This window comes from Pelomonas lactea, assembly GCF_043555885.1.
GTDB classification, from domain to species: domain Bacteria; phylum Pseudomonadota; class Gammaproteobacteria; order Burkholderiales; family Burkholderiaceae_C; genus Pelomonas; species Pelomonas lactea.
In genome coordinates, this window is sequence record NZ_JBIGHX010000006.1 from 93,355 (window position 1) to 117,045 (window position 23,691).

13 protein-coding genes are annotated in these 23,691 nt (G+C 69.4%); 3 read left to right on the forward strand and 10 right to left on the reverse strand.

The annotated features are described in order from the left end of the window. From ACG04Q_RS17185 to ACG04Q_RS17215, 7 genes are all read right to left on the reverse strand, one after another. Positions 1 to 3,948 (reverse strand): hypothetical protein, encoded by a 3,948-nt coding sequence (locus tag ACG04Q_RS17185; protein WP_394512271.1) that lies wholly within the window; start codon positions 3,946 to 3,948, stop codon positions 1 to 3. A gap of 92 nt (positions 3,949 to 4,040) precedes the next feature. Then, a complete protein-coding gene (locus ACG04Q_RS17190; RefSeq protein WP_394512273.1) occupies positions 4,041 to 4,493 on the reverse strand; it encodes a hypothetical protein in 453 nt (150 codons plus the stop codon). An 87-nt stretch (positions 4,494 to 4,580) separates the two neighbouring features. After that, entirely contained in the window at positions 4,581 to 6,548 is a 1,968-nt protein-coding gene (locus ACG04Q_RS17195) for a peptidase U32 family protein (RefSeq protein ID WP_394512274.1), read from the reverse strand. Between the two features lie 38 nt (positions 6,549 to 6,586). Beyond that, the gene (locus ACG04Q_RS17200; RefSeq protein WP_394512276.1) at positions 6,587 to 9,658 is read right to left on the reverse strand and encodes a ligand-binding sensor domain-containing diguanylate cyclase; all 3,072 of its coding nucleotides are present in this window, start codon (positions 9,656 to 9,658) and stop codon (positions 6,587 to 6,589) included. 753 nt (positions 9,659 to 10,411) lie between these two features. Next, on the reverse strand, positions 10,412 to 11,095 hold the full coding sequence (locus ACG04Q_RS17205) for an ABC transporter ATP-binding protein (protein ID WP_394512278.1): 684 nt from the start codon (positions 11,093 to 11,095) through the stop codon (positions 10,412 to 10,414). 3 nt (positions 11,096 to 11,098) lie between these two features. Next, a complete protein-coding gene (locus ACG04Q_RS17210) occupies positions 11,099 to 12,361 on the reverse strand; it encodes an efflux RND transporter periplasmic adaptor subunit (protein WP_394512280.1) in 1,263 nt (420 codons plus the stop codon). Positions 12,362 to 12,368: 7 nt separating this feature from the next. Then, positions 12,369 to 14,840: an ABC transporter permease gene (locus ACG04Q_RS17215; RefSeq protein WP_394512282.1), complete on the reverse strand. Its 2,472-nt coding sequence runs from the start codon at positions 14,838 to 14,840 to the stop codon at positions 12,369 to 12,371. A 155-nt stretch (positions 14,841 to 14,995) separates the two neighbouring features. Between ACG04Q_RS17215 and ACG04Q_RS17220 the strand changes: the two genes are divergently transcribed. Next, complete coding sequence (locus ACG04Q_RS17220; protein WP_394512284.1) at positions 14,996 to 16,414, forward strand: sigma-54-dependent transcriptional regulator; 1,419 nt, start codon at positions 14,996 to 14,998, stop codon at positions 16,412 to 16,414. Next, positions 16,404 to 17,564, forward strand: coding sequence for a sensor histidine kinase (locus tag ACG04Q_RS17225; RefSeq protein WP_394512286.1), 1,161 nt, complete (start codon positions 16,404 to 16,406; stop codon positions 17,562 to 17,564). The genes ACG04Q_RS17220 and ACG04Q_RS17225 overlap by 11 nt, the downstream gene beginning before the upstream one ends. 270 nt (positions 17,565 to 17,834) lie before the next feature. Here ACG04Q_RS17225 and ACG04Q_RS17230 read toward each other — a convergent pair whose 3' ends face one another. After that, on the reverse strand, positions 17,835 to 19,385 hold the full coding sequence (locus ACG04Q_RS17230) for a DNA polymerase (RefSeq protein WP_394512288.1): 1,551 nt from the start codon (positions 19,383 to 19,385) through the stop codon (positions 17,835 to 17,837). Beyond that, complete coding sequence (locus ACG04Q_RS17235; protein WP_394512290.1) at positions 19,378 to 21,039, reverse strand: RNA-directed DNA polymerase; 1,662 nt, start codon at positions 21,037 to 21,039, stop codon at positions 19,378 to 19,380. The genes ACG04Q_RS17230 and ACG04Q_RS17235 overlap by 8 nt, the downstream gene beginning before the upstream one ends. Before the next feature lie 541 nt (positions 21,040 to 21,580). Here ACG04Q_RS17235 and ACG04Q_RS17240 point away from each other — a divergent pair. Further along, positions 21,581 to 21,997, forward strand: coding sequence for a hypothetical protein (locus ACG04Q_RS17240; RefSeq protein ID WP_394512292.1), 417 nt, complete (start codon positions 21,581 to 21,583; stop codon positions 21,995 to 21,997). Positions 21,998 to 22,192: 195 nt separating this feature from the next. On the opposite strand, the gene ACG04Q_RS17245 is transcribed toward ACG04Q_RS17240, so the two are convergent. Then, positions 22,193 to 23,578, reverse strand: coding sequence for a TAXI family TRAP transporter solute-binding subunit (locus ACG04Q_RS17245; RefSeq protein ID WP_394512293.1), 1,386 nt, complete (start codon positions 23,576 to 23,578; stop codon positions 22,193 to 22,195). Between the last annotated feature and the right edge of the window lie 113 nt (positions 23,579 to 23,691).

The window sequence follows — 23,691 nt, forward strand, 5'->3', positions numbered from 1 at the left end:
TCACGGATACCAGCCCAGCACTTCTTCGGCGTCGGCGCGCAGCGCGGCAACGAAGGCGGTGTCGCCGGGCACGCCCTGGCGCAGCAGCTCGGCCACGATCAGCAGCCAGCCCACGCGTGGCAAGAAAGCGCACACCACCAGCCCATGCACCAGCAAGCGACGCTGTTCGGCGGCCTCCAGCGCCGCCACGCCGCGCAGCAGCAACGGGATCGACAGGTCGTCCCGGTGCTCATCCAGCCGCATGAACTGACGCAGCATGGCCTCGACAGCAAAGCGCAGGTCATCGCGGAACTCACGGGCCAGCTCGGGGGCGAACGTGCCGACCTCCTGCATCGCGACCTCCACGAACACGGGGAAGGCCTGTTCGCCGCCCGGCGCGGCGACCAGCTCGAACAGCAGATCCTGCGGGTCCTCCCGGTCCGATGCCCGGGCCGCCCGCAGCAGGGCGGCCTGGCGGTCACGCAGTTGGGCATCGCCCAGCGCAGCAGCACCGGCGGCCAGCAGTTCGGCCGCGCGCTGGGGGTCCGCTATGTCGTCCAGCGCAGCAATCGCCTCATCGCGCACCCATGCACGAAGCTCGTCACCGTAAACCGGGGCGGCCAGCAGGCCGAAAAGCGCCACGGCACGGGCCCGTGGCTCGGCCAGCCCGATGGCCATGTCGTGTGCGGTCTGGGCGATCTCGACGTCCACCCAGGCCAGGCTGGGTGCCGCCAAGGCCAGACAGTCCGCGCGCAACGCCTCGTCGGCCCGCTCGGGCTGCTTCTCACCAGACGCCGGCTCAGACAGCGCCGGTGGGTCCAGGTGGTGCAGGAGCCGTTCCCACCAGGCGCCAGCCTGCGGCGAGTCGGGGGCGGTGGCGAGCAACGCCGCAAACAGCATCGCCGCCCTGGCATGGGCGCCGTGGTCCCACGCCAGCAGCGCCACCGCCTCGCGCTGCTCGATGGCCAAGGAACCCAGCAGGCGCTGGTACCGCCTTGCGTCCAGCAAACCCTCAGCAAGGATTGCCTCGGGCAGCCGGTGCGCCAGCGCAGGATGCTTGGCAAAACGCTGCGCCAACGGCAGCAACTGTTCAATGGCGGTAATGCCGGCGCGGTCGAACGCTGCCAGCAGCACCGGCAACTGCTCATCGCCCATCACGGGAGCCAGCCGGCTGAAGCCGGACATCCGCTCCCATGGCGGCCCCGACACGGCCAGATCGAAGTCCGGCGGCTCCAACCAAGGTGCCAAATGCACCATCGCCTCCCGCCAGTTCTGCTGCCGGGAAGCGGCCTGTTGCCGCATCAGCTGCTGGGCGTGGGCACGCAGTCCCGCCGCCTCGGCAGGCAAGCTCAGCGAAAAGGCGGCCCACAGGCAGGCCTGCTCGCTCAGGTCGGCGATGCCCAGGCCCAGTGCCAGCAGACCACGTAAGGCCTCGGCACCCACCCGTTCGTGCAGGGCCGCGTCCTCCAGCAGCACGGGCATGGCACGACAGGCCGCGTTGTGGGCGGCGATCAGCGCCACCAGCTCGGTGTCTGACAGGCGAACCGCGAGCGGGCCCAGCGGCTCGGGCGGCAGGCCCATGCCCAGCAGCGCGCTCAACGCGTGCATCACACAAGCATCGGGTATCGCGTGCGCCAGCAGGGCCAGCCTGTCCTCGACATCGGAGAGCGGGGCCTCGCGCAGGCTGCCCAGCATGTCATCCAGCGCCTCACGCGCCTGCGGCGCGGGCAGCAGCGGCAGCAGCGGCATCAGCGCGTCGACGAGCGCCAGCCCCGACAGGTGCTGGCGCAGCAGTGCCGGCGCATCGAGCGGCGCGCCGGCATCCTCCAATTGCGCCTCATCGGGCAGCGCGGCGCGCATCACCTTGTCCCGCAAAGGCACCAGCGCCGCCAACGGCAGCCGGCGAGCCAGTGCCGCCAGCCCAGCCACCGCGTGCCGTGGCACGGTGAAGTGGTAGGGCAGCACCACGCCGAACAGCTCGGGCAGCCGCTGCAGCGGCAGCAGGGGAATCAACTCCAGCTCCGGCCGCGAATAGATGTCCTTTGACGACAGCAGGTCCAGTGCCCGCTCGGCCTGCCCCTCATCCAGCCACGGCTTGAGCACGTCGATCACTTCGCCGGGCCCATCGAACGAGGCCATCTCGGCCAGCAGGGTCAGTGCACGGTCGCAATACGCGGCTCGCTCGGCAGGCAACCAGCGCAGCCATCCTGCCATCGCCCTCACGTCCTTCACCCCTTGCGGCTCCAGCACCAGCGCCCGGTCTTCGTCGCTAAGCCGATCGGCAATGTCCGCCCCGAGGGCCTGCACGGCGAGCAGCCGACGCACCCGTCGCAGTGGTTCGTCGAGCGCGTCCAGAATCGCCAGCACCTCCTCGAACAGGCGCTGGCGCCAGCCCTCGTCGGCATCGGCCGCAAGCCACAGCAGCGTGTCCACCCGCTCCCCGGGCTCCAACCGGCCGCGCGCCAGATGCGCCGCCGTCACGCGGCTCATGACGCCGGTGCGCACCGCGGCCGCCAGCAGCGAGCCCTTCAGCGCCGAGCCCCGCGAACGCAACGACGACAGGATCAGCGAGGCCCGCGCCACCAGCGCCAGCGCCGCGCCGTCGCCCTGCAGCGCCGGCCCGCGGGCCTGGCGCAGCACCTCCTGCACGTCGCGCGCAAAGCCCGAAGCACCGTCCTCCTGCTGCTCCCACGCGCGGCGCCAGCCGTCACTGGCCAGCGCTGCCCAGCGGCCCAGCGGCTCGCCGTGCTGGCGCAGATGCAGGAACAGGAAGTTCAGCAGGTAGGCCGGCGCCTGCGTCTGCGTGCCGGCGGCCAGCGCCGCGAGCACATCGCCGCCCCAGTCCAGGAAGGCACGCTGCGCCGCCGGCACCCAGGGGCCGCGCGCCAGCCATTCCTCGCGCACGTAGATGCCGAACTTCGGGTGGCCGAAGGCGTAGCCCTGGCGCACGCCGTCGCCAACGACGAAGCGCTGGATGGGCCGCAGGCTGTCGGCGTCGACGACGCAGGGCTGGCCCAGCACGCGCGGCACCAGGCCCTCCAGGTCGGCATGCCGCAACGGCCCCGCAGCGCAGGCCAGGATGGCGAGCAGCGCCTTGACGAGGTCGCGGTCCAGCCCGCTCTGCTGGGCCATCCAGCGGTCGAAGAAGGCCGAGAAGCCGGGCTGCTGCCGCTGCAGCGCCGGCAGGTCCACCGGCTCGCCGCGGGCCTGCGCGTCCAGCAGGCCGACGACGTGCAGCTGCAGCAGCAGCGGGTCGCCCTCGGTGACGCGGAACAGCGCGTCGGCCAGGTCGTCGCGCACCGCCGCCGGCACCTGCAGTGGCACCTGGCCCAACAGCTCGCCCACCGCCGGCCGCTGCAGCCGCCCCAGGGGCAGGTGCTGCACGCGAGAGCGCGTCCAGCCGATGCGGCGGCGCCATTCGCCGGCATCGCAGCCGCTCATCTCGCGCGCCGACACCAGCAGCCGCAGGCCCGGCTGGGCGGCCGTGGGCAGCACGGTGTCGTCCAGCTGCCAGCCGGTGGCCTCGTCCAGCCCGTCGATGACGACAAGGCAGCGCGGCGCAGCAGCAGGCCAGTCGTCCAGCAGCTCGATGACCTTGTCGCGGAAATGCTGGGCCGGGTCACCGGCCGGCGCGGGCAGAACGCCGAGGCCGCGCGCATCGGCCAGCGCCGCCGCCAGCGCGGCAAAGAAGACGTCGGGCCGGTTGGTCTCGTAGCGGATGGAGATGGGCACGAAGACAACGCGCCAACCCGCCATGCCGGTGCCGCTGATCCAGTGCGTCAGCAGCGCGCTCTTGCCGCCGGCGGCCGGCGCGGTCAGCAGCAGCCTGTCGGGGCCGTCGGGCGCGGCCAGCCAGCGATTGAGCTGCTGCAGCTCCAGGTCGCGGCCGCCGAAGGGCACCGGGTTCTCGGCGTCGCCGAGGTAGAAGGCCAGGAAGCGCCGGATGCGTGCGCGGTGGCTCGCCGGCACGGCCTGGATGCCGAACTGGATGGTCAGGTCGCGGCCGACCCGGGCGCTGCCGATGTCGACGGCGAGGCCCTGCGCTGCGGGCCCCGCCGCGCTCAGTTTTTTGGCGCGCCCCCGGCGTTGACGCCCTCGATGGTCAGGTCGCCGCTGAGCTTCCAGTGATCGCCCTTGACGCCTGTGCCGGCGGCCGTGATGTTGCGCAGGTTGACGTTGGCGGCCTCCAGCTCGCGCAAGTCCACGCCGACGGCGGCCTGCTCCGGCGGCGTCAGCCGGGCCAGCGCGGCCTGCAGCGCCTCGGCCAGGCGAGCCAGCTCGGCATCGTGCGCGGCGCCGGCCTTGGTGAGCGCTTCGACGACGACCTGGCGCTGCGCCTGCGACTCGGGCTCCTCGGCCAGCGCCTCGACGGCGGCCTTGCGCTGCAGCCGCGCGATGACGGCCCCCTTGAGCTGGTCATACAGCGTCTGCACGGCATCGCCGCCGACCTTCTTCAGCGAGGCGGTCGCACCCGCCGCCAACGCGCCCACGACGAGGGGCAGGATCTCCACCATTTTGTTGTCCTCCGCTGGATGTCGCGCGCAATGTAGCGCAGCACCCGGCGGCCGGCATCCGCAGAAAAGCGGCGGGTTTGCCCGGAGTCAGGCCGGGCGGGCGCGGTAGAACGTCATCGGCTCCGCCTTCAGCTGCTTCAGCACGTTCCTGCGCATCGCGCCCACCACGTGCATCTCGCAGGGCTTGCAGTCGAAGCGCAGCGTCAGCGTGTCGTCGCCATGCTTGAGCGTCAGCGGTTCGGCGCGCACGGTGCCCTGCACGCCGGTGACGCCCTTGGCCTGCTTGGGGCACAGGCTCAGGCTCCAGCGCACGCAGTGCTTGGTGATCATCAGCGGCACTTCGCCCAGCTCCTCATGGCTCTCGTAGGCCGCGCCGATGACCTTGACGCCGTGCCGCGCGTAGAACGCGGCGGCGCGGGTGTTGTAGACGTTGGCGAGGTAGGTCAGCGTGTCGTCGGGGTAGGGCGCGGGCGGGTCCACCGGGGCGTGCCGGGGCAGCCGCTGGAAGGCCGCGTCACGGGCCGCCTCCAGCGCGGCCACGGCGTCGCGGCGCAGCGCGTTGAGCTTGCTGGCGGGCAGGAACAGCGGCTCGCCGCGCATCGCCAGCCGCACGCGGCGGGCCTCGAAGATCGTGTCGCCCAGCTTGGCCAGCGCGTCCTTCATCTGCGCGTCGGCCTGCTTGCCGTCGCGGGCGGGCTCGTGCGCATGCGGCAGCGGTACCGATGCCTTCGCGCCGGTCTCGTCCTTCAGCGTCAGCTCGAAGCCGGCGTTCACCTGCGCCAGCGTCACGTCCACCGCGATGCGGCGCTCGGCGCTGGGCTTGGCCAGCAGCCGCTCCCAGGCCATGTCGCGGTTGCGGCTGATGGCCGTGCCGGGGAACAGGTCCTTCAGGTCGGCAAAGGTCTGGTCCTTGCCGAGGTTGGGCGTGATGCGCCACGCCGTACCGCCCAGTGGCGTCGCGACGTTGACCGGCACGCCCTGCAGCTCGCCCTGGCGGTCCCACCAGGTCAGCGCGTCGCCGTTGTTGACGACGCGCGTGGCGTCACCCGTGTCGATATCGAAGTCTTCGGGCCCGACGCGCTTCACCTCGCCCAGCGGCATGCCGGCGTGCTTGGGGCTGTCGAACGCGCCGATGTCGATCTTGCGGCCGTTGACGAAGTAGTCGGTGCCGCCGCGGTTGAAGGCCTGCTCGGGCTCGGGCGTGAAGGTGAACGTGCAGCGGCCGTGGCCGGTGCGGCCCAGCTCGGGGCGGCGGTCGATGATCGCGTCCAGCAGGGTGCGGTAGTGGGCCGTCACGTTCTTGACGGTGGCCATGTCCTTGTAGCGGCCCTCGATCTTGAAGCTGCGGATGCCGGCATCGATGAGCGCCTCCAGGTTGGCACTCTGGTCGTTGTCCTTCAGGCTCAGCACATGCTTGTCGTGCGCGACGACGCGGCCGTGGGAATCGGTCACCGTGTACGGCAGCCGGCACTCCTGGCTGCAGCTGCCGCGGTTGGCGCTGCGGCCGGTGTGCGCGTGGCTGATGAAGCACTGGCCGCTGTAGGCCACGCAGAGAGCACCGTGGACGAAGAACTCCAGGTGGGCCTGCTGCACCTGGGCCCTGATCGCGTGGATCTGCTTCAGGTCCAGCTCGCGGGCCAGCACCATCTGCGAGAAGCCCGCGTCCTGCAGGAAGCGCGCCTTCTCGGGCGTGCGGATGTCGGTCTGCGTGCTGGCGTGCAGCTGGATGGGCGGCAGGTCCAGCTCCAGCAGGCCCATGTCCTGCACGATGAGCGCGTCCACGCCCGCGTCATAGAGCTGCCAGGCCTGCTGCCGCGCGCCTTCCAGCTCGTCGTCGCGCAGGATGGTGTTCATCGTCACGAAGATGCGCGCGTTGAAGCGGTGCGCGTGCCTGGCCAGCCGCGCGATGTCTTCGATGCTGTTGGGCGCCTTGTCGCGCGCGCCGAAGCCGGGGCCGCCGATGTAGACGGCGTCGGCGCCGTGGTTGACGGCTTCGATGCCGATGTCGGCATCACGGGCGGGGGCGAGGAGTTCGAGCAGGGTGCGGGCGGCCATGCCGGATTTTAGGAAACCCGGCACCGCCGCCGCCGATCTCAAGCCGGGCTGAGCGCGTCGTCGTCGACGCTGGTGGCCACCTCCAGCCGCGTCTCGGCCCGCCAGGCGGCCAGGCCGTCGGGCGCGTCGCGCGGGCTCAGGCCGGCGGCGCGGACGGCGCCCACGTAGCCGTCGCGGCCCTGCGCCTTGGCGGCGTACAGCGCCGAGTCGGCCAGGCCCAGGCAGGCGCGCCAGTCCCACAGCCGCGGGTGGCGCGGGTCCAGCGGGAAGGCGCAGAAGCCGATGGACACGCTGACATGGACGGTCTCGCCGGGGGCGATGTCGAACGGCCGCTCGCGCACGGCGGCGCACACGCGCGCGGCCAGCTCGGCGGCGTCGCGGCGCTCGGTCTCGCGGGCCAGCACCAGCACCTCCTCGCCGCCCCAGCGCACCAGCGAGTCGGTCTCGCGGAACACGCCACGCAGCCGCTGCGCCAGCTGCACCAGCACCGCGTCGCCGGCGGCGTGGCCGTGCGTGTCGTTGATGCGTTTGAAGTGATCCAGGTCCAGCAGCAGCAGCAGCAGGTCGGCGTCCGGGCCGGGGCCGCCGGCGTCCGGCGTCTCGAAGCGGCGCAGGCACAGCGCCAGGTCGTCGTCCAGCCGCAGCTCCAGGTAGCGGCGGTTGCGCAGGCCGGTCAGCGCGTCGGTGAGGCTGAGCTCGCGCAGCTCGGCGGTGCGTTCGTCCACCAGCGCCTTCAGCACGGCCTCCTTGTGGCGCAGCTGGCGGGTGCGCCAGCGCGTCCAGCCCCAGACGCCCGCCAGCCCGGCCAGCACGCCGGCGGCGCGGGCTGCACCGGTCTCCCACCAGGCCGGCTGCAGCGCCACGGGCAGCTGCAGCATCTCGCCGCCCCACAGCGCCTGGTGCGCCGTGGCGCGCACCTGCAGTGTGTAGCGGCCCGGCCGCAGCGGCCCGAAGCTGGGGTTGCGGCCGGCGGCGTCTACGCGCGTCCAGTCGTCGTCCAGGCCCTGCAGGCGGTATTCGTAGCGCAGCCGCGCGGGGTCGGCGTAGTCCAGCGCGGCAAACTCGACGGACAGCGTGCGCTTGCCCGGCGGCAGCACCAGCTCGCCGGCGGGCGGCGCCCACGGCTGGCCGTTCACGCGCAGCCCGCTGACGACCAGCGGCGGGCTGAGCCGCCCGGGCTGCCAGGCCTGGGGCAGCACACGCAGCAGGCCGCGGCTGCCGCCGAACAGCAGGCCGCCACCGGGCAGCTCCGCGCTGGCGAAGAACCAGAAGCTGCCGAAGTTGGCGCCCTCGGCGCCGCCGAAGCCGTCGAGCCGGTCGGTGGCGGGGTCGTAGACGTACTGCTGGCTCCAGATGCGGCCCTGCGCGTCCTCGTGCAGGTGGCCGCCGAACACGCCCTCCATGCCGAGCCGCTCGCTGATGCGCTCGAAGCGCGCGCGGCCCTGGGCGTCCCAGCCGCGCAGCCGGTGCAGGCCGGCGGCGGTGGTGTCCACCCACAGCCGGCCGTCGCGTGTCCACAGCAGCGCCATGACGGCGGGGCTGCCCAGCGTCTCGCCCGGTGCCTGCGGCACGGGCTGCAGTGCGCCGTCACCGGCCTCGCGTTCACGCATCAGCCCGCCCTGCCCGCCCACCCACAGCCGGCCGTCGGGTGCCTCGCGCAGCACGTAGACGCCGCCATGCAGCCGCGCGTCGCCCAGCGGGTGCACGCGCGCCAACGTCTCGGCGCCGACGCCGGCCAGCCGGTACAGGCCCTCCTGCATGCCCAGCCAGACGCTGCCGTCGCGGCGCAGCAGCAGCTGCTGGGCGCGGCCGCCGTCCAGCGGCCAGTCGCGCAGCAGCCGGCCGTCGGCGGCGCGGTGCTCCAGCCGGCCGGCCGCCGCCATCCACAGGCTGCCGTCGCCGGCCTCGGCCATGATCTCGACGACCGTGTGCCGCTCGCGCGGCCAGGTGCCCAGCGTGGCGAGGTCGCCGCCCACGCGGCCGTCCAGCCGCACCACCTGGCCCAGTTGCGTGGCGCCCAGCACCTCGCCGTTCTTCAGCGCCAGCACGGCGCGCACGTCGGCCTCGGCCAGCGGGGCGGCGGGGTCGGCATCGGGCCCGCGCACCGCCAGGGCCGGGTGGCTGAGATGGCGCTGCACGCCCAGCCCGTAGCCGCTGACCCACATCGCACCGCTGGCATCGCGCAGCAGGCCGCTGATGTCGTTGCCGCCCAGGCCCATCGCACGCCGCGGGTCCTGGCGCAGCCGCGCCTGGATGGCGCCGCTGGCGGCGTCCACCCAGTACACGCCGTTCTTGCTGCCCACCCACAGCCGGCCGTCGGCGCCTTCCGCCAGCGCCTGCACGGGCAGGCCCAGCGCCTGCACCCAGCGCACGCCGCCGGGCTCGACGACGCCCAGGTGGCCGTCCTGCGTGCCGAGCCACAGGCGCCCGTCGCGGCCTTCCAGCAGCGCCTGCACCGGGTTGCCGTCGTCCAGGCCCGGCAAGGGCTGGTTGTGCCAGCGGCCGTCCGCGCCGCGGCGGGCAAGGCCGCGCCAGTGGCCGGCCCACACCGTGCCGTCACGCCCCGCGCACAGCGCCAGCACGCGGGTCTCGGCGTCGTCGCGCCACGGCAATGTCTGCGGCTCGACGCGCCGGCTGCGCGGGTCGTAGCGGTACAGGCCCTGGCCCACGGTGCCCACCCAGACGGCGCCGTCGCGGCCCTCGGTCACGGCGCGGATGGGCGCCTGCGGCGCGCCCGGCGCGTGGCGTTCCACGCGGTCCTGCGCGGGGTCGTAGGCCACGAGGCCGAGGAACTCGGTGCCTATCCACATGCGGCCGTCGGCGGCCGGCGCCATCGCGCGCACCCAGCCCAGGCCGCGCCGCGTGCTGCCGTCGCCATCGGCGGGCAGCTCGATGGGGCGCAGCCGGTAGCCGTCATAGCGGGTCAGGCCCTTGGCGGTGGCGATCCACATCAGCCCCGCGCGGTCCTGCGCGATGGCGGGTACCGAACTCTGCGGCACGGCCACGCTGCGGAACTGCACCTCCAGCGGCCCGGCGCCGGCATCGGCCTGGGCAACGCCCACGGCCAAGGCCGCCAGCAGGCCGGCAAGACGACGAACGAGGGGGTGCATGGGCGCGCATCGTAAGGGCGCCGCCCGGGGGCGCTTGGCGCGCAGGCGTCAGCGGCGGAGCGGGGGCCGACGGGGGCGGGGGGAGCGTTGCAAATTCCCGCGATGCCTCGGAAACGTGGCGCGATATCGGTGCTCGGTCGCCGTCGGCAACGGTGCGCCTACGCGTGAGTGACGTGCCGGGATTTCGCCCCGGCGGGCGACCTACTTTCTGGACCGCCAGAAAGTAGGCAAAGAGCTCCCCCCGACCGCACCGCCCTCGCTGCGCTCGGGTGCCCGAGCAACACAAGCCCCGAAGCCCCACGCCGAACTCGCGCCGCTACGCTCTGCTCAAACAATCGTCGTGAGTCAGTGGTCGAGGCGAGCTGCGCTCGCGGGCTTCGGGGCTTGCGTTGCTCGGCGGTGCTCAAGGGGGCAGACGAACAGCCGGCGCCAGCCGGCTGTCGGGTTTGGCTGTTGGCTGTTCCTTCACCCCCCTTTTAGCGACGCCGAGGAGCACAGCGGCTTGCAACCGCGCGCGCAGCGCGCCTCGACATCTGACTCCGCACGGCTGTTTGAGCGCAGCGTAGCGAAGCGAGTTCCGGGCGGGGTTGCAAGCCGCGAGCACCGCAGGGGACCCGCAGCGCAGCGGAGGGCGTCGCGGTCAGGGGCGACTTTTTGCCTTCTTTTTGGTCGCTCAAAAAGAAGGTCGCCCGCCGGGGCGACGTCCCGGCATGGGCCTCACGCGTCAACCAGCACTCACCAAACCACGCACCCTCAAGCCACCGCCGCCACCGCATCCACAACGACCCGCCCATCCAGCAACCGCAACGTCCGCGACGCCTGTGCCGCGTGCTCCAGCGAGTGCGTCACCATGACCAGCGTCGTGCCCTCCGCATTCAGCTCACGCAGGATGCGCATCACCTCCGCCCCGTGGGCGCTGTCCAGGTTGCCGGTCGGCTCGTCGGCGAGCAACAAAGCCGGCCGAGCCGCAATGGCCCGCGCAATGGCGACGCGCTGCTGCTGGCCCCCACTCAACTGGCTGGGCCGGTGCCCCGAGCGGTGAGTCAGGCCCAGCCTCTCCATCACCTCGCCCACCCGCGCCCGGCGCTCACGGCCCGGCAGCTCGCCGTACTCCAGCGCCAGCGCGATGTTCTCGGCCACCGTCAGATCGTCGATGAGGTTGAAGCTCTGGAACACGAAGCCGATGCGGCCCCGGCGCAGCGTGTTGAGCCGCTTCTCGTTCCACCCGGCCACGTTGTGGCCGTCGAACCAGTACTCGCCGCCGCTGGGCGCGTCCAGCAGCCCGAGGATGCCCAGCAGCGTGGACTTGCCGCAGCCCGAGGGCCCCGTGATGGCGAGGTACTCCCCGGCCTCGATGTCGAGGTCGATGCGGTCCAGCGCCGTGGTCTCGATGTCGCCGGTGCGGAAGGTCTTGGTGAGTTGCTTGAGTTGGAACATGGCTCAGTCGATCTGGAGGGAAGAGGCCGCGGCGAACGCGCGGTACGGGGAGACGACGACCTGCTCGCCGGGCTGCAGGCCGCCCAGCACTTCGATGACGCCATCGGCGCGCCGGCCCAGCTGCAGCGCGCGGCGCTGGGCGTGGCGGCCGTCGGCGTCCAGCACGAAGGCCCAGGCGCCGCCGGTGTCGGAGAAGAAGCCGCTGTCGGGCAGCAGCAGCGCCTGGGTGGGCTCGCCCAGCGTCAGCCGCACGTCCAGGCCCTGGCCCACCTGCAGCGCGGGCGGGTCGGCGTCGAACACCAGCTCGACGCTGAAGCGCCCGTCCTTGACCTGCGGGTCGATGCGAGCGACGTGCAGCGCGTGCTCGCGGCCGCCGTGGACCAGCGTGCCGGGCAGGCCTTCGCGCACGCGGGCGAGGTGGAATTCGTCCAGCCTCACGCTGAGCTTGAAGCGGCCCAGGCTGTCCAGCCGCGCGATGCGCAGGCCGCTGCGCACACTCTCGCCCACCTGCAGCGTGAGGCCGGTCAGACGGCCCGCCACCGGCGCGCGCACGGCCAGGCCTTCGCTGGCGGTGCGCATGGCGGCCAGTCGCCTGTCGATGTCGGTGACCGCGCGCTGCATGGCCTGCACGGACTGCTCGCGAGTGGCCAGTTCCTCGCGGCTGTCCACGCGGGCCTGTGTGACCAGGCGCTGGGCAAGCGCCAGCTTGTCGGCCGAGTCCTCCAGCGCCGACGGCGACAGGAAGCCCTTGGCGGCCAGCTCGCGGTTGCGCTCGTGCAGGCGGCTCACCCGCTCCAGCTCGAACTCGCCTTGCGTCAACTCGCGGCGCAGCTGGGCCTGGGCCTGCATGAGGCCGGCGCGAAAGGTGGCGAGGTTGGCCATCTGCTGCGCCGCGTCGGCGGAGCGCGCCATCAGCTCCTGCGCCCGCTGTGTACTGCTCAGCACCACCAGCAGCTGCCCGGCCTCGACGCGCTCGCCGTCTTTCACCAGCACCTGCTCCACGCGGCCGTCCTCGGTCGCGTCCAGCAACACGGACTGCAGCGGTTGCGCGGTGGCGCGGCCGACGATGACGTCGCGGAAGGCGCCGGTCTTCGCCGCGGCAATCTCCACGCTGCTGCGCGCCACCACCACGCCACGCGGCCAGTGGTGCGCCAGCAGCGCGGCCACGGCCAGCACCGCCAGCGCGGCCAGCACGGTCAAGCTCCAGCGGCGCGGCACCGCCACGCGGCGGTCCATCGCGGCGCCGGAGGTCAGCGCGACGGTCATCCGCCCGTCACCCACGAAGAGCCTGCAAGGGCCGCAAGGCCAACGCCGCGTACAGGTGCCGGGCCACGGCCAACGCGGTCACCAACGCCAGCAGCGCCACCGACGCCAGCAGCACCCACAGCGAGCCCGGCCCCACCGGCGCACGCTCGACGAAGTCTGCGAGATACCGCTGGCTCAACCACGCCGCCACCGGCAGCGCCAGCGCGCAAGCCACCGCCAGCACGCCGGCAAACTCGCGCAGCAGCAGCCCCGCCACCGCGCCGGCACCCGCGCCGTGCAGCCTGCGCAGCACGATCTCGCGCTCGCGACGGCGCAGCGTGTAGGCCGCCAGCGCGTAGATGCCCACGGCCGCCAGGCCCAGGGCCAGCAGGCCGGCCAGGCCAATGAGCCGGCCCAGCCGCGCGTCGTCGGCCACCTTCTGCAGCAGCATGTCGCGCACCGGCAGCGCTTCGTTCAGCGTGTCGGGAAAGCGCTCGCGCACCAGCGCCGCGAGCTTGGACGCGGTGGCCCGCGGGTCACGCGTGTGCACGCTGATGGCACCGTCGCCACGCTCCACCACGGGCCGGATGGCGTGCGGCTGCGGCGGGCTGCGCGGGCCTTCCAGGCGGATGTCCTCGATGACCGCGACGATGGTGGCCGGCTGGCCCCCGTCGATGTTGGCCGGCGTGCCCAGCGTGCGGCCCACCGCGGCCTCGGGGCTGGCGAAGCCCAGCGCGCGCACCGCGCTGCGGTCCAGCACGATGCCGCGTTGCGCCTTCTCGGCCACATGGTCGGCCGACAGCCGGCCGGCGATGACGCGCATGCCGTACACCTGCAGGTAGCCCGGCGTGAAGTCCACGCCGGTGCGCAGGCTCACCGAGCGGCCGTCGGGGCCGCGGAACTCGCCGTACCAGCTCGAGAAGTCGCGCCCCGGCACATCGTCGGCCACCGCGGCGGCAATGACCTCGGGCCAGCGCCGCACCTGCTCGATCAGCGAGGCCGTCTGCGCCGGCTGCGACCACCACGGCAGGTCCACGGCCACGCGGCCGTCGATGTCGAAGCCGCGCGGGATGCTGCCGGCGTACCGGGCCTGCCACAGCACCGTCAGCGCCAGCGCGGCGAACAGCGCGGCGGCGGCGAACTGCAGCGTCGTCATGAAGCGGCGCAGCCAGCGGCTGGCCGCGCCCTCGCTGTGGCTGCGCCCGGCCAGCGACTCGGCCGGCCGCACGCGCAGCGCGATGCTCGTCAGCGGCAGCGCGCTGAGGGCCGCGATGGCCGCGCACAGCCCTGCCGTCAGCGCCACCATCGCGGCGCTCACCACGGGCGCGTGGAAGCGGCGCTGCAACAGTGCCTCGGCCCACGGCGTGCCCCACCAGGCCAAAAGGAGGCCCAGCGCGCCGGCCAGCGCCGCGACGACGGTGGCCTCGGCAAAGAACTGCGCGGCCAGCTGCCGCCCGCCCGCGCCCAGCGACTTGCGCAGCCCGATCTCGCGCTGGCGGCGCAGCGTGCGCACGCTCCACAGGTTGACGAAGTTGATGACGGCCAGCGCCAGCACGGCGGCGGCGGCCGCGGCGAGGCCGCCCAGCTGCAGCCGGCGCTGCGGGCTGCCGGCGCCGTGCAGGCCGATGTCGGCCACCGGCAGCGCGCGCAGGTAGGCCGCGGGGCCGCCGCCCTTCAGGAAGTCCATCGGGAAGCCCGGCGGCAGCGGCTGCTGCTCGGCCAGGCGCTGCGCCAGCGCCGTCAGCTGCGCCGGCGCGGCGCCGGGCCGCAGGCGGGCGAACAGCCGGCCGCTGGTCTGGTACCAGTTGTCCGACAGCTTCAGGTAGACCTTGGCGGCCGGCGCGTTGAAGCCGGCCAGCGCGTCGAACACCAACGTGCCGTTCGGGTTGGGGTTGGGCAGCACGGCCTTCACGGTCAGCGGGAACTGGCCGCCCGGTGTGCCGTCGGGCAGCGGCGGCAACGAGACCGCGAACGTGCGGCCCAGCGCCTGCGCCGTGCCGAAGAGTTTCTCGGCCGCCTGCGCCGTCAGCGCAATGCCCTCAGGCGTGGACAGCGCCGCGGTCAGGTCGCCCGCCAGCGGGCGCAGGCCGAACAGCGCCTGCAGGTCGGCGTCGGCCAGCGCGATGGACAGGCGGGCGCCGCGAGGCTGCTTCTCGTCAACAGCCTGGGCCGGCAGCTGCGTGAACAGCAGCCGGCTCATCTCGGCCACCGGAGCACCGGCGTCGCGCAGGCCGGCGTACAGCGGCACGGTGGGCACGCTGTCGAACCACTCGGTCGTGATGCCGCCGGGCCCGCGCGCGCGGAACTCGAAGCTGACGAGCCGGTCGCCCTCGGGCAGCTCGCCGTCGGGCCGCAGCACGTCCTGCAGGAAACTGGCCGTCAGCAGCGCCAGCGCCAGGCCCAGCGCGAGGCCGGCGATGACGAGGGCGGCGGGGCCGGGTTCGGCGCGCAGCTGGCGCCAGGCGCTGCGCCAGGTGAGGGAGGGAGAGAAGGCGGTCATGGCCTGCCTTTTTGCAAGAGCCGGGCCAACGCGCCCGCCCTGGGGAGCGGGGCCGGGGCGGGCCGTGAAGCGTCCGCTTGCGGACACCCACACTGTCCGCTTCCGAACACCGCCTTGCCGGGGCAGGCACGCGCCGCCTACAGTCGCGCGCTCTCATGCCCGGCATCCTCATCCTCGACGACGACCCCGACGTGGCGCTGGCCGCCCGGCTGGCGCTGCGCAAGCTGGGGCCGGTGGCCGTGCGCCATGCGCCGGCCGAGCTGCCGGCTGCGCTGGACGACATCGCCCCCGACGTGCTGCTGCTGGACATGAACTTCACGCCCGGTGCCAGCGACGGTGCCGCCGGCCTGGCGCTGCTGCGCGACGTGATGGCCCGGCAAGGCCAGGCTGCGGCGCCCGCGGTCATCGTGATGACCGCCTACGCCGAGGTGGAGCTGGCCGTGCAGGCGCTCAAGGGCGGCGCGGTGGACTTCCTCACCAAGCCCTGGGCCAACGAGCGGCTCGTGGCCTGCGTGCAGGCCGCGCTGGCCCGCCGGGCACCCGCGCCGGGCGGTGCGGGGGAGCTGCTGGGCGAGTCGGCCGCCATGCAGTCGCTGCGCGCGCAGATCGCGCAGGTGGGCGCCAGCGAGGCCAGCGTGCTGATCCTGGGCGAGAACGGCGTGGGCAAGGAGCTGGTGGCGCGCGCGCTGCATGCCGCCTCACCGCGCGCCGCTGGCCCGCTGCTGGCCGTGGACATGGGCGCGCTGCCCGAGGCGCTGGTGGAGAGCGAGCTGTTCGGCCACCGGCGCGGCAGCTTCACGGATGCGCGCGAGTCGCGCCCCGGGCGCTTCGTGGCGGCAGCGGGCGGCACGCTGTTCCTGGACGAGATCGGCAACCTGCCGCTGCCGCAGCAGGCCAAGCTGCTGGCCGCGCTGGAGCGCCGCGAGGTGACACCGCTGGGCAGCGACCGGCCGGTGCCGGTGGACGTGCGCGTGCTGGCCGCCACCAACGTGGCCGAGGCCGAGCTGTTCGACGCGCGGCGCTTCCGCCCCGACCTGCTGTACCGGCTGAACACCGTCGTGCTGCGCGTGCCGCCGCTGCGCGAGCGCGGCGCGGCCGACATCGCGCTGCTGCTGCGCCACTACCTCGCGCAGTTCGCGCAGCGGCCCGTGGAGGTGACGCCCGACGCGCTGGCGCAGCTGACGGCCTACGGCTGGCCCGGCAACGTGCGGCAACTGCGCCAGGCCTGCGAACGCGCCGCGCTGCTGGCCCGCGGGCCGGTGTTCACCTGGGCTGACTTCGGGCTGGGCGGCATGGCGCCCCCCGCCCAAGGAGTCCCTTGGTCGGCCCCCCGAGGGGGCGGCGACGCCCGCGGGGGTGACCCCACGGGCACGTCGCCCACGCGGGCCGACTTGGGGCGGCCCGGCGTTCGGCCCGAACACCTGGGCTCCTCCGGCCTGGACCTGCAGCAACGCGAACGCGAGGCCGTGCAGGCCGCGCTGGCCCAGGCCGACGGCAACATCAGCCAGGCCGCCAAGCTGCTGGGCGTGAGCCGCGCGGCGCTGTACCGCAAGCTGGACAAGCATGGCCTTTGAACGCGCCCGCGTCGCCGGCGCCGCCGTCGTGCTGGCGGCGAGTTCGGCCGGTGCCGTCGCCGCGCTGGATTCGCCGCGCGTGCTGGTCGCCTGCGCGCTGGCAGGCCTCATCGCCGCGGCTACCGGCTGGGCGGCGCTGGCGCGGCTGGCCCATCAACCCCGGCCGCTGCCGCCCGAGCCGCCACCCGCGCCCCGGCCCGACCTGGACGCCGCGCTGGAGCACGCGCCGCTGGCGCTGTGGCGGCTGACGGCCGGCCACGCACCGCTGGCGCTGAACGCCGCCGCGCGCCGCCTCATCGCGCCCGGCCGGGCCGTGGAGCCCGCCGCGCTGCTGGCGCTGCTGGACGCCGACCCCGGCCGGCGCGTCGTCACGCTGCCGACCGAGCACGGCCAGGAGCGCGCGGTGCTGGCCGTGTCGGCGCTGACCGTGCAGGGCGAGGCCTGGCGGCTGGCGGCGCTGGCGCCCATCGAGTCCGAGCTGGAGACCGAGGCCCTAGGCGCGTGGCGGCAGCTGGTGCAGGTGCTGACGCACGAGATCATGAATTCGCTGACGCCCATCGCGTCGCTGGCCGGCAGTGCCCCCGCGCTGCTGGACGCCGGCGAGGTGGACGAGCTGCGCGCCGCCCTCGCCGCGCTGGCCCGGCGCGCGGCGCACCTGCAGGGCTTCGTGGAGCGCTACCGCAGCGTCAGCCAGCCGCCCGCGCCCACGCTGGCCGACACGCCGCTGGCGCCGCTGCTGCAGGCCGTGCAGCGGCTGGTGGCCCCCGCGTGGGAGGCCGCCGGCGGCTCGGTGGCGCTGAGCGTGGCGCCCGAGACGCTGGCGCTGCGTACCGACGCCGCGCAGCTGGAACAGGTGCTCATCAACCTCGCGCAGAACGCGCTGCAGGCCTGCGCCGGCCGCCCGTCACCGCAGCTGCTCATCGAAGCCCGCCTGAGCCGCGGCGCCCGGCTGCGACTGACCGTGGCCGACAACGGCCCGGGCGTGCCGCCGGGGCTGGAGCAGCGCATCTTCACGCCCTTCTTCACGACCCGCGACGGCGGCAGCGGCGTGGGCCTGGCCGTCGTGCGGCAGCTGGTGCACGGCCTGGGTGGCACGGTGCGCCACGCCAAAAGGCCGGGGGGCGGGGCGTGTTTTGTGTTGACGTTTTGAGCTCGTTGTCGCTCGCCCCTTGCGTCAAGACCACGGGGTCAGCATGTCGACAAAGCGCTGTTGATTGGTGGCACGGCCACCGTTGATGACTTCCTCCGGCTGAGACCTGTCAACCGTCGTAGCCCGCCGGACCGGCCGCCTTTTTGCTTGGCGTTACATCGGCAAGCCCACGCTCATCGCGACGATGCCAAGGGTTTCATCAGCACAAACAGAGGGTGACCTCGACGTATGGTTCGCAGAGCGCGGATGGTGATATAGGTCAATGCGCCCTCAATCGAGTATGAAGTTTGCGACTGATGCTTTACCGATGATTTTCCCATCGAAATGCTCAGTCACCACCGCTGCAAAAATATTGGCTACCTCGACTGGATCAAAGTCCTCAGGGTGCTGAAATAGGACTGCATCATGCATTGGGATCTTCAAATCTACGTTCTTCAAATTACTCAGCTTCAACAGTGCCTTCTTAAATATCAGCGAAGCGGTCCCTTGAACGACTTGGCTCACCGCTGATCGCTTCTCTTTTTCGCTCAACTCATCACAGCGGCTTCTAGTCAAATAATTTCCAAATGCCGTTCCAATCCGCCCGCAATTCTTGAACTCAGTCCACACTTCTGATTTCCAACTCTCAAACCTTGGAAACTGATTAAAGAAGGCTTTTGCGACATCTCGCTGGGCCCCAAGCTCGACGGCCGCATCAATCAGGCTTTTCCTCCTCATCCCGTAAGCGTAGGAAAGAAATAGCCTCTTTGCTGCCTTTCTTTTCGAGTTGTCTGCGAATATTCTCTCCGCAACGAGTGAGTAGAGATCGCCAGACGCAAATAGACCAAGCATATTTTGGTCATCTGAAAGTGCGCCCATAATCCCTGCTTCGAACTGACCAAAGTCGACGTAGGAAAGCTTCATCCCCTCATCTGGCGAGATGATGTCACGATGGCGTTTAGCAAGATTTTGAAAAGATGGGTCTTTGTAATAAATTCGTGAAGTGATTGAGCCAAAATTGTCTACGATGGGGAATATTCTTTTTTCACTAAGCGGGATGGCATTGAGTATCAACCGACTTGCGGCGACTTTTCTCAATTCCAACAATCGATCAGAAAATCCATCAGCCGTTGGAACAAAATTGAGAACATATTCGACTCCGACGCCAGAGAAGTCGAACCCCTTGGGTGCCAAGTACTCAACAACCTCATCATCCGATGGGACTTCGAGCGGCAAAGAGTATTTCGCCGAAAATTCTTTCAGTGCCATGTAGTAGGCGAACTCGATATCATCCTTGTGTTTTCGAAGTGCTACGCTATTGATTGCTATTCCATTCGCAACCGACCGAATAAGGTACTCGGTGACAGGCCTTTCGATAGTCCAGTAGCGCTCCCACTCATTTGCCGCTTTAGCTTTTGCCTCGACATCGTTAGATAGGCGCAGAAGTGCCTCTCCAATGAGTATAAATGTGCCAATATCTAGCGTCGCATTCTTGAAGGCAATATTCCTATAACGTCCAGCTGCATCCTCTTTGACAAGGCCCAGCTCCAGCAAGGTCGAGCAAACGTCTCGCGAATCCCGATTTTCTCGATCTTCCCGCAGTCCCGACGTTGAAATCCGCAACTCTTCGACATCTATCACTTTTCTAGGGAGTGATTTGGTCTTCTTATAAAGTGCAGGGGCAATAAGCCAGTAGTCATGACAAATCAGTTCCGATTCCTGTTTGACCACCTCCTCGGCAGTTACCTCTCGGACGGCGCCGTCTGAAGCCAAGAAGAACCTCTCTTCTCCACGATCAGCGAAATCATTGACGAAAAGCAATGCAATCTTCTTCTCAGTCATATGGGCTCAGTTCGTCGTACATTTTCGGCATGGGCGTCCGCTCACGCTCCACCAAAGGCATATCCGCGACGAAATAATTCCTCGCACGAATGACAGTACCTTTCAGTTTTGGCCCGAGATGTGCGAGCACCGGCTTGAGCAACTCTCGGCTCGATTCGCTTGTTGCCAGAAGATAGTTCCGCTGGTGATAGTAGGGCCAGTTGGATCGGAAATCAGCTGCCATGCCTTCTAAGAAGCCAACTTCGCCGACGCAGCGAAGATATATGAACGTGGCTGCAATTTCAGAGCGCAGGACGTCAGATTTAATTCGCTGCGTTGCCAGAGCTACAAGCTTTTCGGTCTTGTACTTCTGCCTAGCCAGCGTAAGCCAAAGATGATAATTTTGCCAAGAGTGAATGGCCCGCTCATGGTCGCAGAGGTATTCTGCCACTCGATCCAACTCGGCCGGCGAAAGTTCGAGAATATTGAGTAGACGGCAGTATTGATCAGTCGAGACAGCGTGTTCTTCCATTGAGTCAATCAGAAGCGACTTAAGCTGCTCTGCCATCTCGCCCCGGACATCGAATATTCCGGCATCGACTAGTCTGATCAATCTGTTTACAGCGAACCTAAACTGCCGCGACTGTGTCTGTCTAGAATCAATGCACTCTTGGAGCAACTGAAAGATGTACTTGGTCGACCTTATAATTACTCGCCGACTTCTTGATCGCCACATGCTGTCAATGGTGACGCTGCGATCGTCGGAACCTGGGAAAAATTCATTTATGTCGGAGGTTGGACTCTCAGCCGTAAGAATCTTTGTCTTGGACGAGTTTATATTCATACCTACCGTGCGCAACTGACCAATCAGTACCGTGGCCGCCTGTCTAGCCGCGCGCGGGCTGTCGCATATTATTCGAATATCATCGACGTACCTGTAATAATCAAAACCCAGTCTAACCATTTCTTGGTCAACAGCGTTTAGAACTACATTCGCGACGAATGATGAGGCATCTCTGTTTTGTGGGAGTCCGTGCTTTTCGCTATAACCCCAATGAGTCATCAACTCGCAAAGTGTGTTAATCGAATTGCGAATTAACACCTTCTCAGGGCCCGATGCATCGATTTTCGGAAGCAATTCTTCGAATGCGACCCGAATGCTTTCTGTCGTGATATTCTCGAAATAATTTATCAGGTCGGTTGCGAATAGTGCTTGATTGTTCTTAAGTGCTGTTCGGGTTACACCCTCGAAGGTCTGCCATAGTTCGATTCGCCCCTTGAATAGGTCTTTGCCAGTTCTTTGCTTCTTGTCGTATCGATGGCCTAGGACACGATGTGAGAGCAAGGGGTCATAGAACGGAATCAGGTGAGAGCATATGGCTTGGTAAATAAATCTGTCGTAGAAGTCCGTTTCCAGAGCGTACCGAACACCCAATCCCTTTTTGGGGATGTCGCAGACATTCCTTTTTGACGCGCCGTAGCGACCGTTTCCTTCCAGTAGAACTTCGTGCAATACGTCACGTAAGGCTCTTTTGCTAGCGAATAGGTCGCGATGCTGTAGGACATCCTCAAACCAGTCATCGCGCATATCCCGATGCAAATGCTGTAGAACAGCGTCTACGTCGATGGGAAATGCAAGTATCTCGATGCGCTCGTCGTCGCTACGCGGTGTCATGACCCCTCCCCATTGTTCCTATCATGTAGGTCGGTCCTTGTGCGCTAACGGTGACATCGTACTGAATGTCGCCCAAACAATGCCAGGTAAAACCGACTTCCCGGACTGAAGCCGCTCGCCTTGTGAATCAGGAATACCGAGCGCCGCGAAGCTGACGTTCACTAGTGCCGGCTCAATGGACGAAAGCGCTCGGCCGGGCGCTTCACAGCGAACGCCTGCAACCGCTGCAGAGTTGCCTTTCGGAAGTGATGGTGAAACGGCCAGTCCACGTCATTCGAGCTTCAGCACCTAGAAGGCGGCTGCTACCACACAAGTCGCTGAACGCCATCGGTGTAGGCCAGCTGCCCAATCTTGAAATCGCTCACCTTGACTGGAGCGACGACGATTACTAATTCATGGCGCAACGGTGGCCGCGCGCAACTGGCACCTGTGAGTTTTTCCAAGATGTGTTTACCGGGCACACAGCAGATCTGCAATCAGAAATTCTTTCGTGGCGAATCACTTCACAATCCGCATCCATTCCCCACTCTACGAATCCAGAATGATGCTGCCAAAGCTTGTTCCGTTGACTCTTCTTGTCGCAGCCGCAGTCACTCACGCATCGCCTAATGATCCGGCGCTACCCAACACGCAGTTGTACAAGGTGACGGCGCGCAACTGCATGCCGGTTGACTTGAAAACCTGGAAGCACGGCACTCTTGATGTTCTCTCGCGATCCGACGTGACCGAGTCGGTCAAGTGGGTCGAGCTGTGCAACGACAAGAAGTACCCCGTGTTTGGCGTTGCAGCCAAGTTGGACCCCAACAGCACCCACAACGACAAGGAATTTCGTCGACTCTATGCAGAACTGAGAAAGGCCAACGGCGGATGGCCACTCGCCGTTGTTCTTGTCAATGATGGTTGGATCAACACCATCGACAAGGCGGGAAACGTGGAAACCGAGACGTTCTCAGACTGAGCGGGCAGCGCCCGCAAAGTGCGCTTGGAACCTTTTTGAGCGACCTGCACGTTAGTCCCGGCCGATCTTGGGGCAAGCAGGCAGGTTCTGCCTTCAGGATCCGTCACGAGCGAGGGCGGCCGTATCAAACGGCCTGGCTAGCCGGTGAATCGGTAGTTCGGAGCTCGACCATCACAGCCGACAGCCCAGCCCCGCTCACCGCAAGTCCATCACCCCACCGGCCGGCCGCCCCCGCTGCGCCAGCAGCCGCTTGCGCACCGCATGGATGTTGTTGCGCAGCGCGTACAGCTCCTCGGCATAGGACAGCGGCACCGCGATGCGGTGGGTGACACGGTCCAGCTCGTCCAGTTCGTCGAGCAGGGCGTTGCGCTCGCCCGCGCCGGCCTCCAGCCTGGCTTCCACCTCGCGCAGCCGCGCGTACCAGCGGAACACGCGCGAGCGCACGCGGAAGGTGTAGAGCGGCGGCACCACGCGTGACAGCGGCAGCATCAGCACCAGCAGGCCGCCCACCACCAGCCACATGCGTTCCAGCAGGTTGCCGGCCCAGAAGGGCAGGTAGCGCGCCCAGGCCGGCGGCGTGCCGTTGATGGCGCGGTCGCCCTCGGCGCTGACGGGCAGCTCGCTGGTGCGGGTGTTCGGGAAGTCGCGCGCGCCGTTGAACCACCCGGCCCCGCCGTGCTGGCCCAGCGCCGCCTGCGCGAACAGCTGGCGCAGCGCGGGGTGCGTCTGCTCGCGCGCGAGCAGGGCGGTGGTGGTGGCCAGCAGCGGCACGTCCTGCGGCGGCACGTCGGCCGCCAGGTCCACCACGCCGCGGGGCAGCCGCACGGTGGACAGGAAGGGCAGGTGGCGCGAGTAGGCCTCGTTCTGCTCGAAGGCCATCAGCGCCAGCGCCGGGTCGCGCAGCAGCGTGCGGATGAGGCCGGCCTGCGGCGCGGAGATCAGCACGGCGGCGTCCAGCCGGCCTTGCCGCAGCGCCGCACCGGCGGCATCCGGCGCCAGGTTGGACAGCTGCAGGTCCGCCGGTGTCAGCCCGTTCAGCGCCAGCAGCTTTTCGGCGATCTGCGGCACGCCGCTGCCGTCCTGGTCCACGTTGACGCGCAGGCCACGCAGCTGGGTCAGGTGCTGCAGCTCGCCACCGGGCTGGCGGCGCGCGATGGCGAGGTCGCGGCGGTAGAAGATCCAGACCGGCTCGTAGAACAGGCTGCCCAGCGAGACGATGCCGGCCTCGGTGTCGGCCGCCGGGTCGGCCATGCCGCCGCGCACGAAGCCCACGTCGGCCTCACCCGCGCGCAGCAGCGCGAGGTCGTCCTGCGCGCCTTCGGTGGCGATCAGCTGCACCTGGATGCGCTCGCGCGCCAGCGCCTTGGCATAGCCCTCGCCGAAGCCGGCGTAGGCGCTGCCGGCCGGGCCGGTGGCCAGCCGCACCTGGCGCGGCGGCTGCGGGTCCAGCCACCAGTAGGCCGCCACCAGCAGGCCGCCGCCGAGCAGCAGCAGCGGCCCCATGGACACCATCAGGTCGCGCAGCGTCTGCAGCAGCAGGCGCAGGCTGCGGGTGGCTTGCCAGTGCTGGATCGGGGTCATGGCTTGGCGTGGCGAAGGGCAGGGCCGGGGGATGCGGGGCTGGGGTGCCGAGGCATCGTAAGTGAGGCCTGTTGGCGGGGTGGATGCGCCCGCCTGCACCACCACACCCCAGC

Coding starts and splice junctions, on each gene's coding strand:
- ACG04Q_RS17190 (WP_394512273.1), bottom strand. CDS start 4,493: ATGGTGGAGATCCTGCCCCTCGTCGTGGGCGCGTTGGCGGCGGGTGCG.
- ACG04Q_RS17195 (WP_394512274.1), bottom strand. CDS start 6,548: ATGGCCGCCCGCACCCTGCTCGAACTCCTCGCCCCCGCCCGTGATGCC.
- ACG04Q_RS17200 (WP_394512276.1), bottom strand. CDS start 9,658: ATGCACCCCCTCGTTCGTCGTCTTGCCGGCCTGCTGGCGGCCTTGGCC.
- ACG04Q_RS17205 (WP_394512278.1), bottom strand. CDS start 11,095: ATGTTCCAACTCAAGCAACTCACCAAGACCTTCCGCACCGGCGACATC.
- ACG04Q_RS17210 (WP_394512280.1), bottom strand. CDS start 12,361: ATGACCGTCGCGCTGACCTCCGGCGCCGCGATGGACCGCCGCGTGGCG.
- ACG04Q_RS17215 (WP_394512282.1), bottom strand. CDS start 14,840: ATGACCGCCTTCTCTCCCTCCCTCACCTGGCGCAGCGCCTGGCGCCAG.
- ACG04Q_RS17220 (WP_394512284.1), top strand. CDS start 14,996: ATGCCCGGCATCCTCATCCTCGACGACGACCCCGACGTGGCGCTGGCC.
- ACG04Q_RS17225 (WP_394512286.1), top strand. CDS start 16,404: ATGGCCTTTGAACGCGCCCGCGTCGCCGGCGCCGCCGTCGTGCTGGCG.
- ACG04Q_RS17230 (WP_394512288.1), bottom strand. CDS start 19,385: ATGACTGAGAAGAAGATTGCATTGCTTTTCGTCAATGATTTCGCTGAT.
- ACG04Q_RS17235 (WP_394512290.1), bottom strand. CDS start 21,039: ATGACACCGCGTAGCGACGACGAGCGCATCGAGATACTTGCATTTCCC.
- ACG04Q_RS17240 (WP_394512292.1), top strand. CDS start 21,581: ATGATGCTGCCAAAGCTTGTTCCGTTGACTCTTCTTGTCGCAGCCGCA.
- ACG04Q_RS17245 (WP_394512293.1), bottom strand. CDS start 23,578: ATGACCCCGATCCAGCACTGGCAAGCCACCCGCAGCCTGCGCCTGCTG.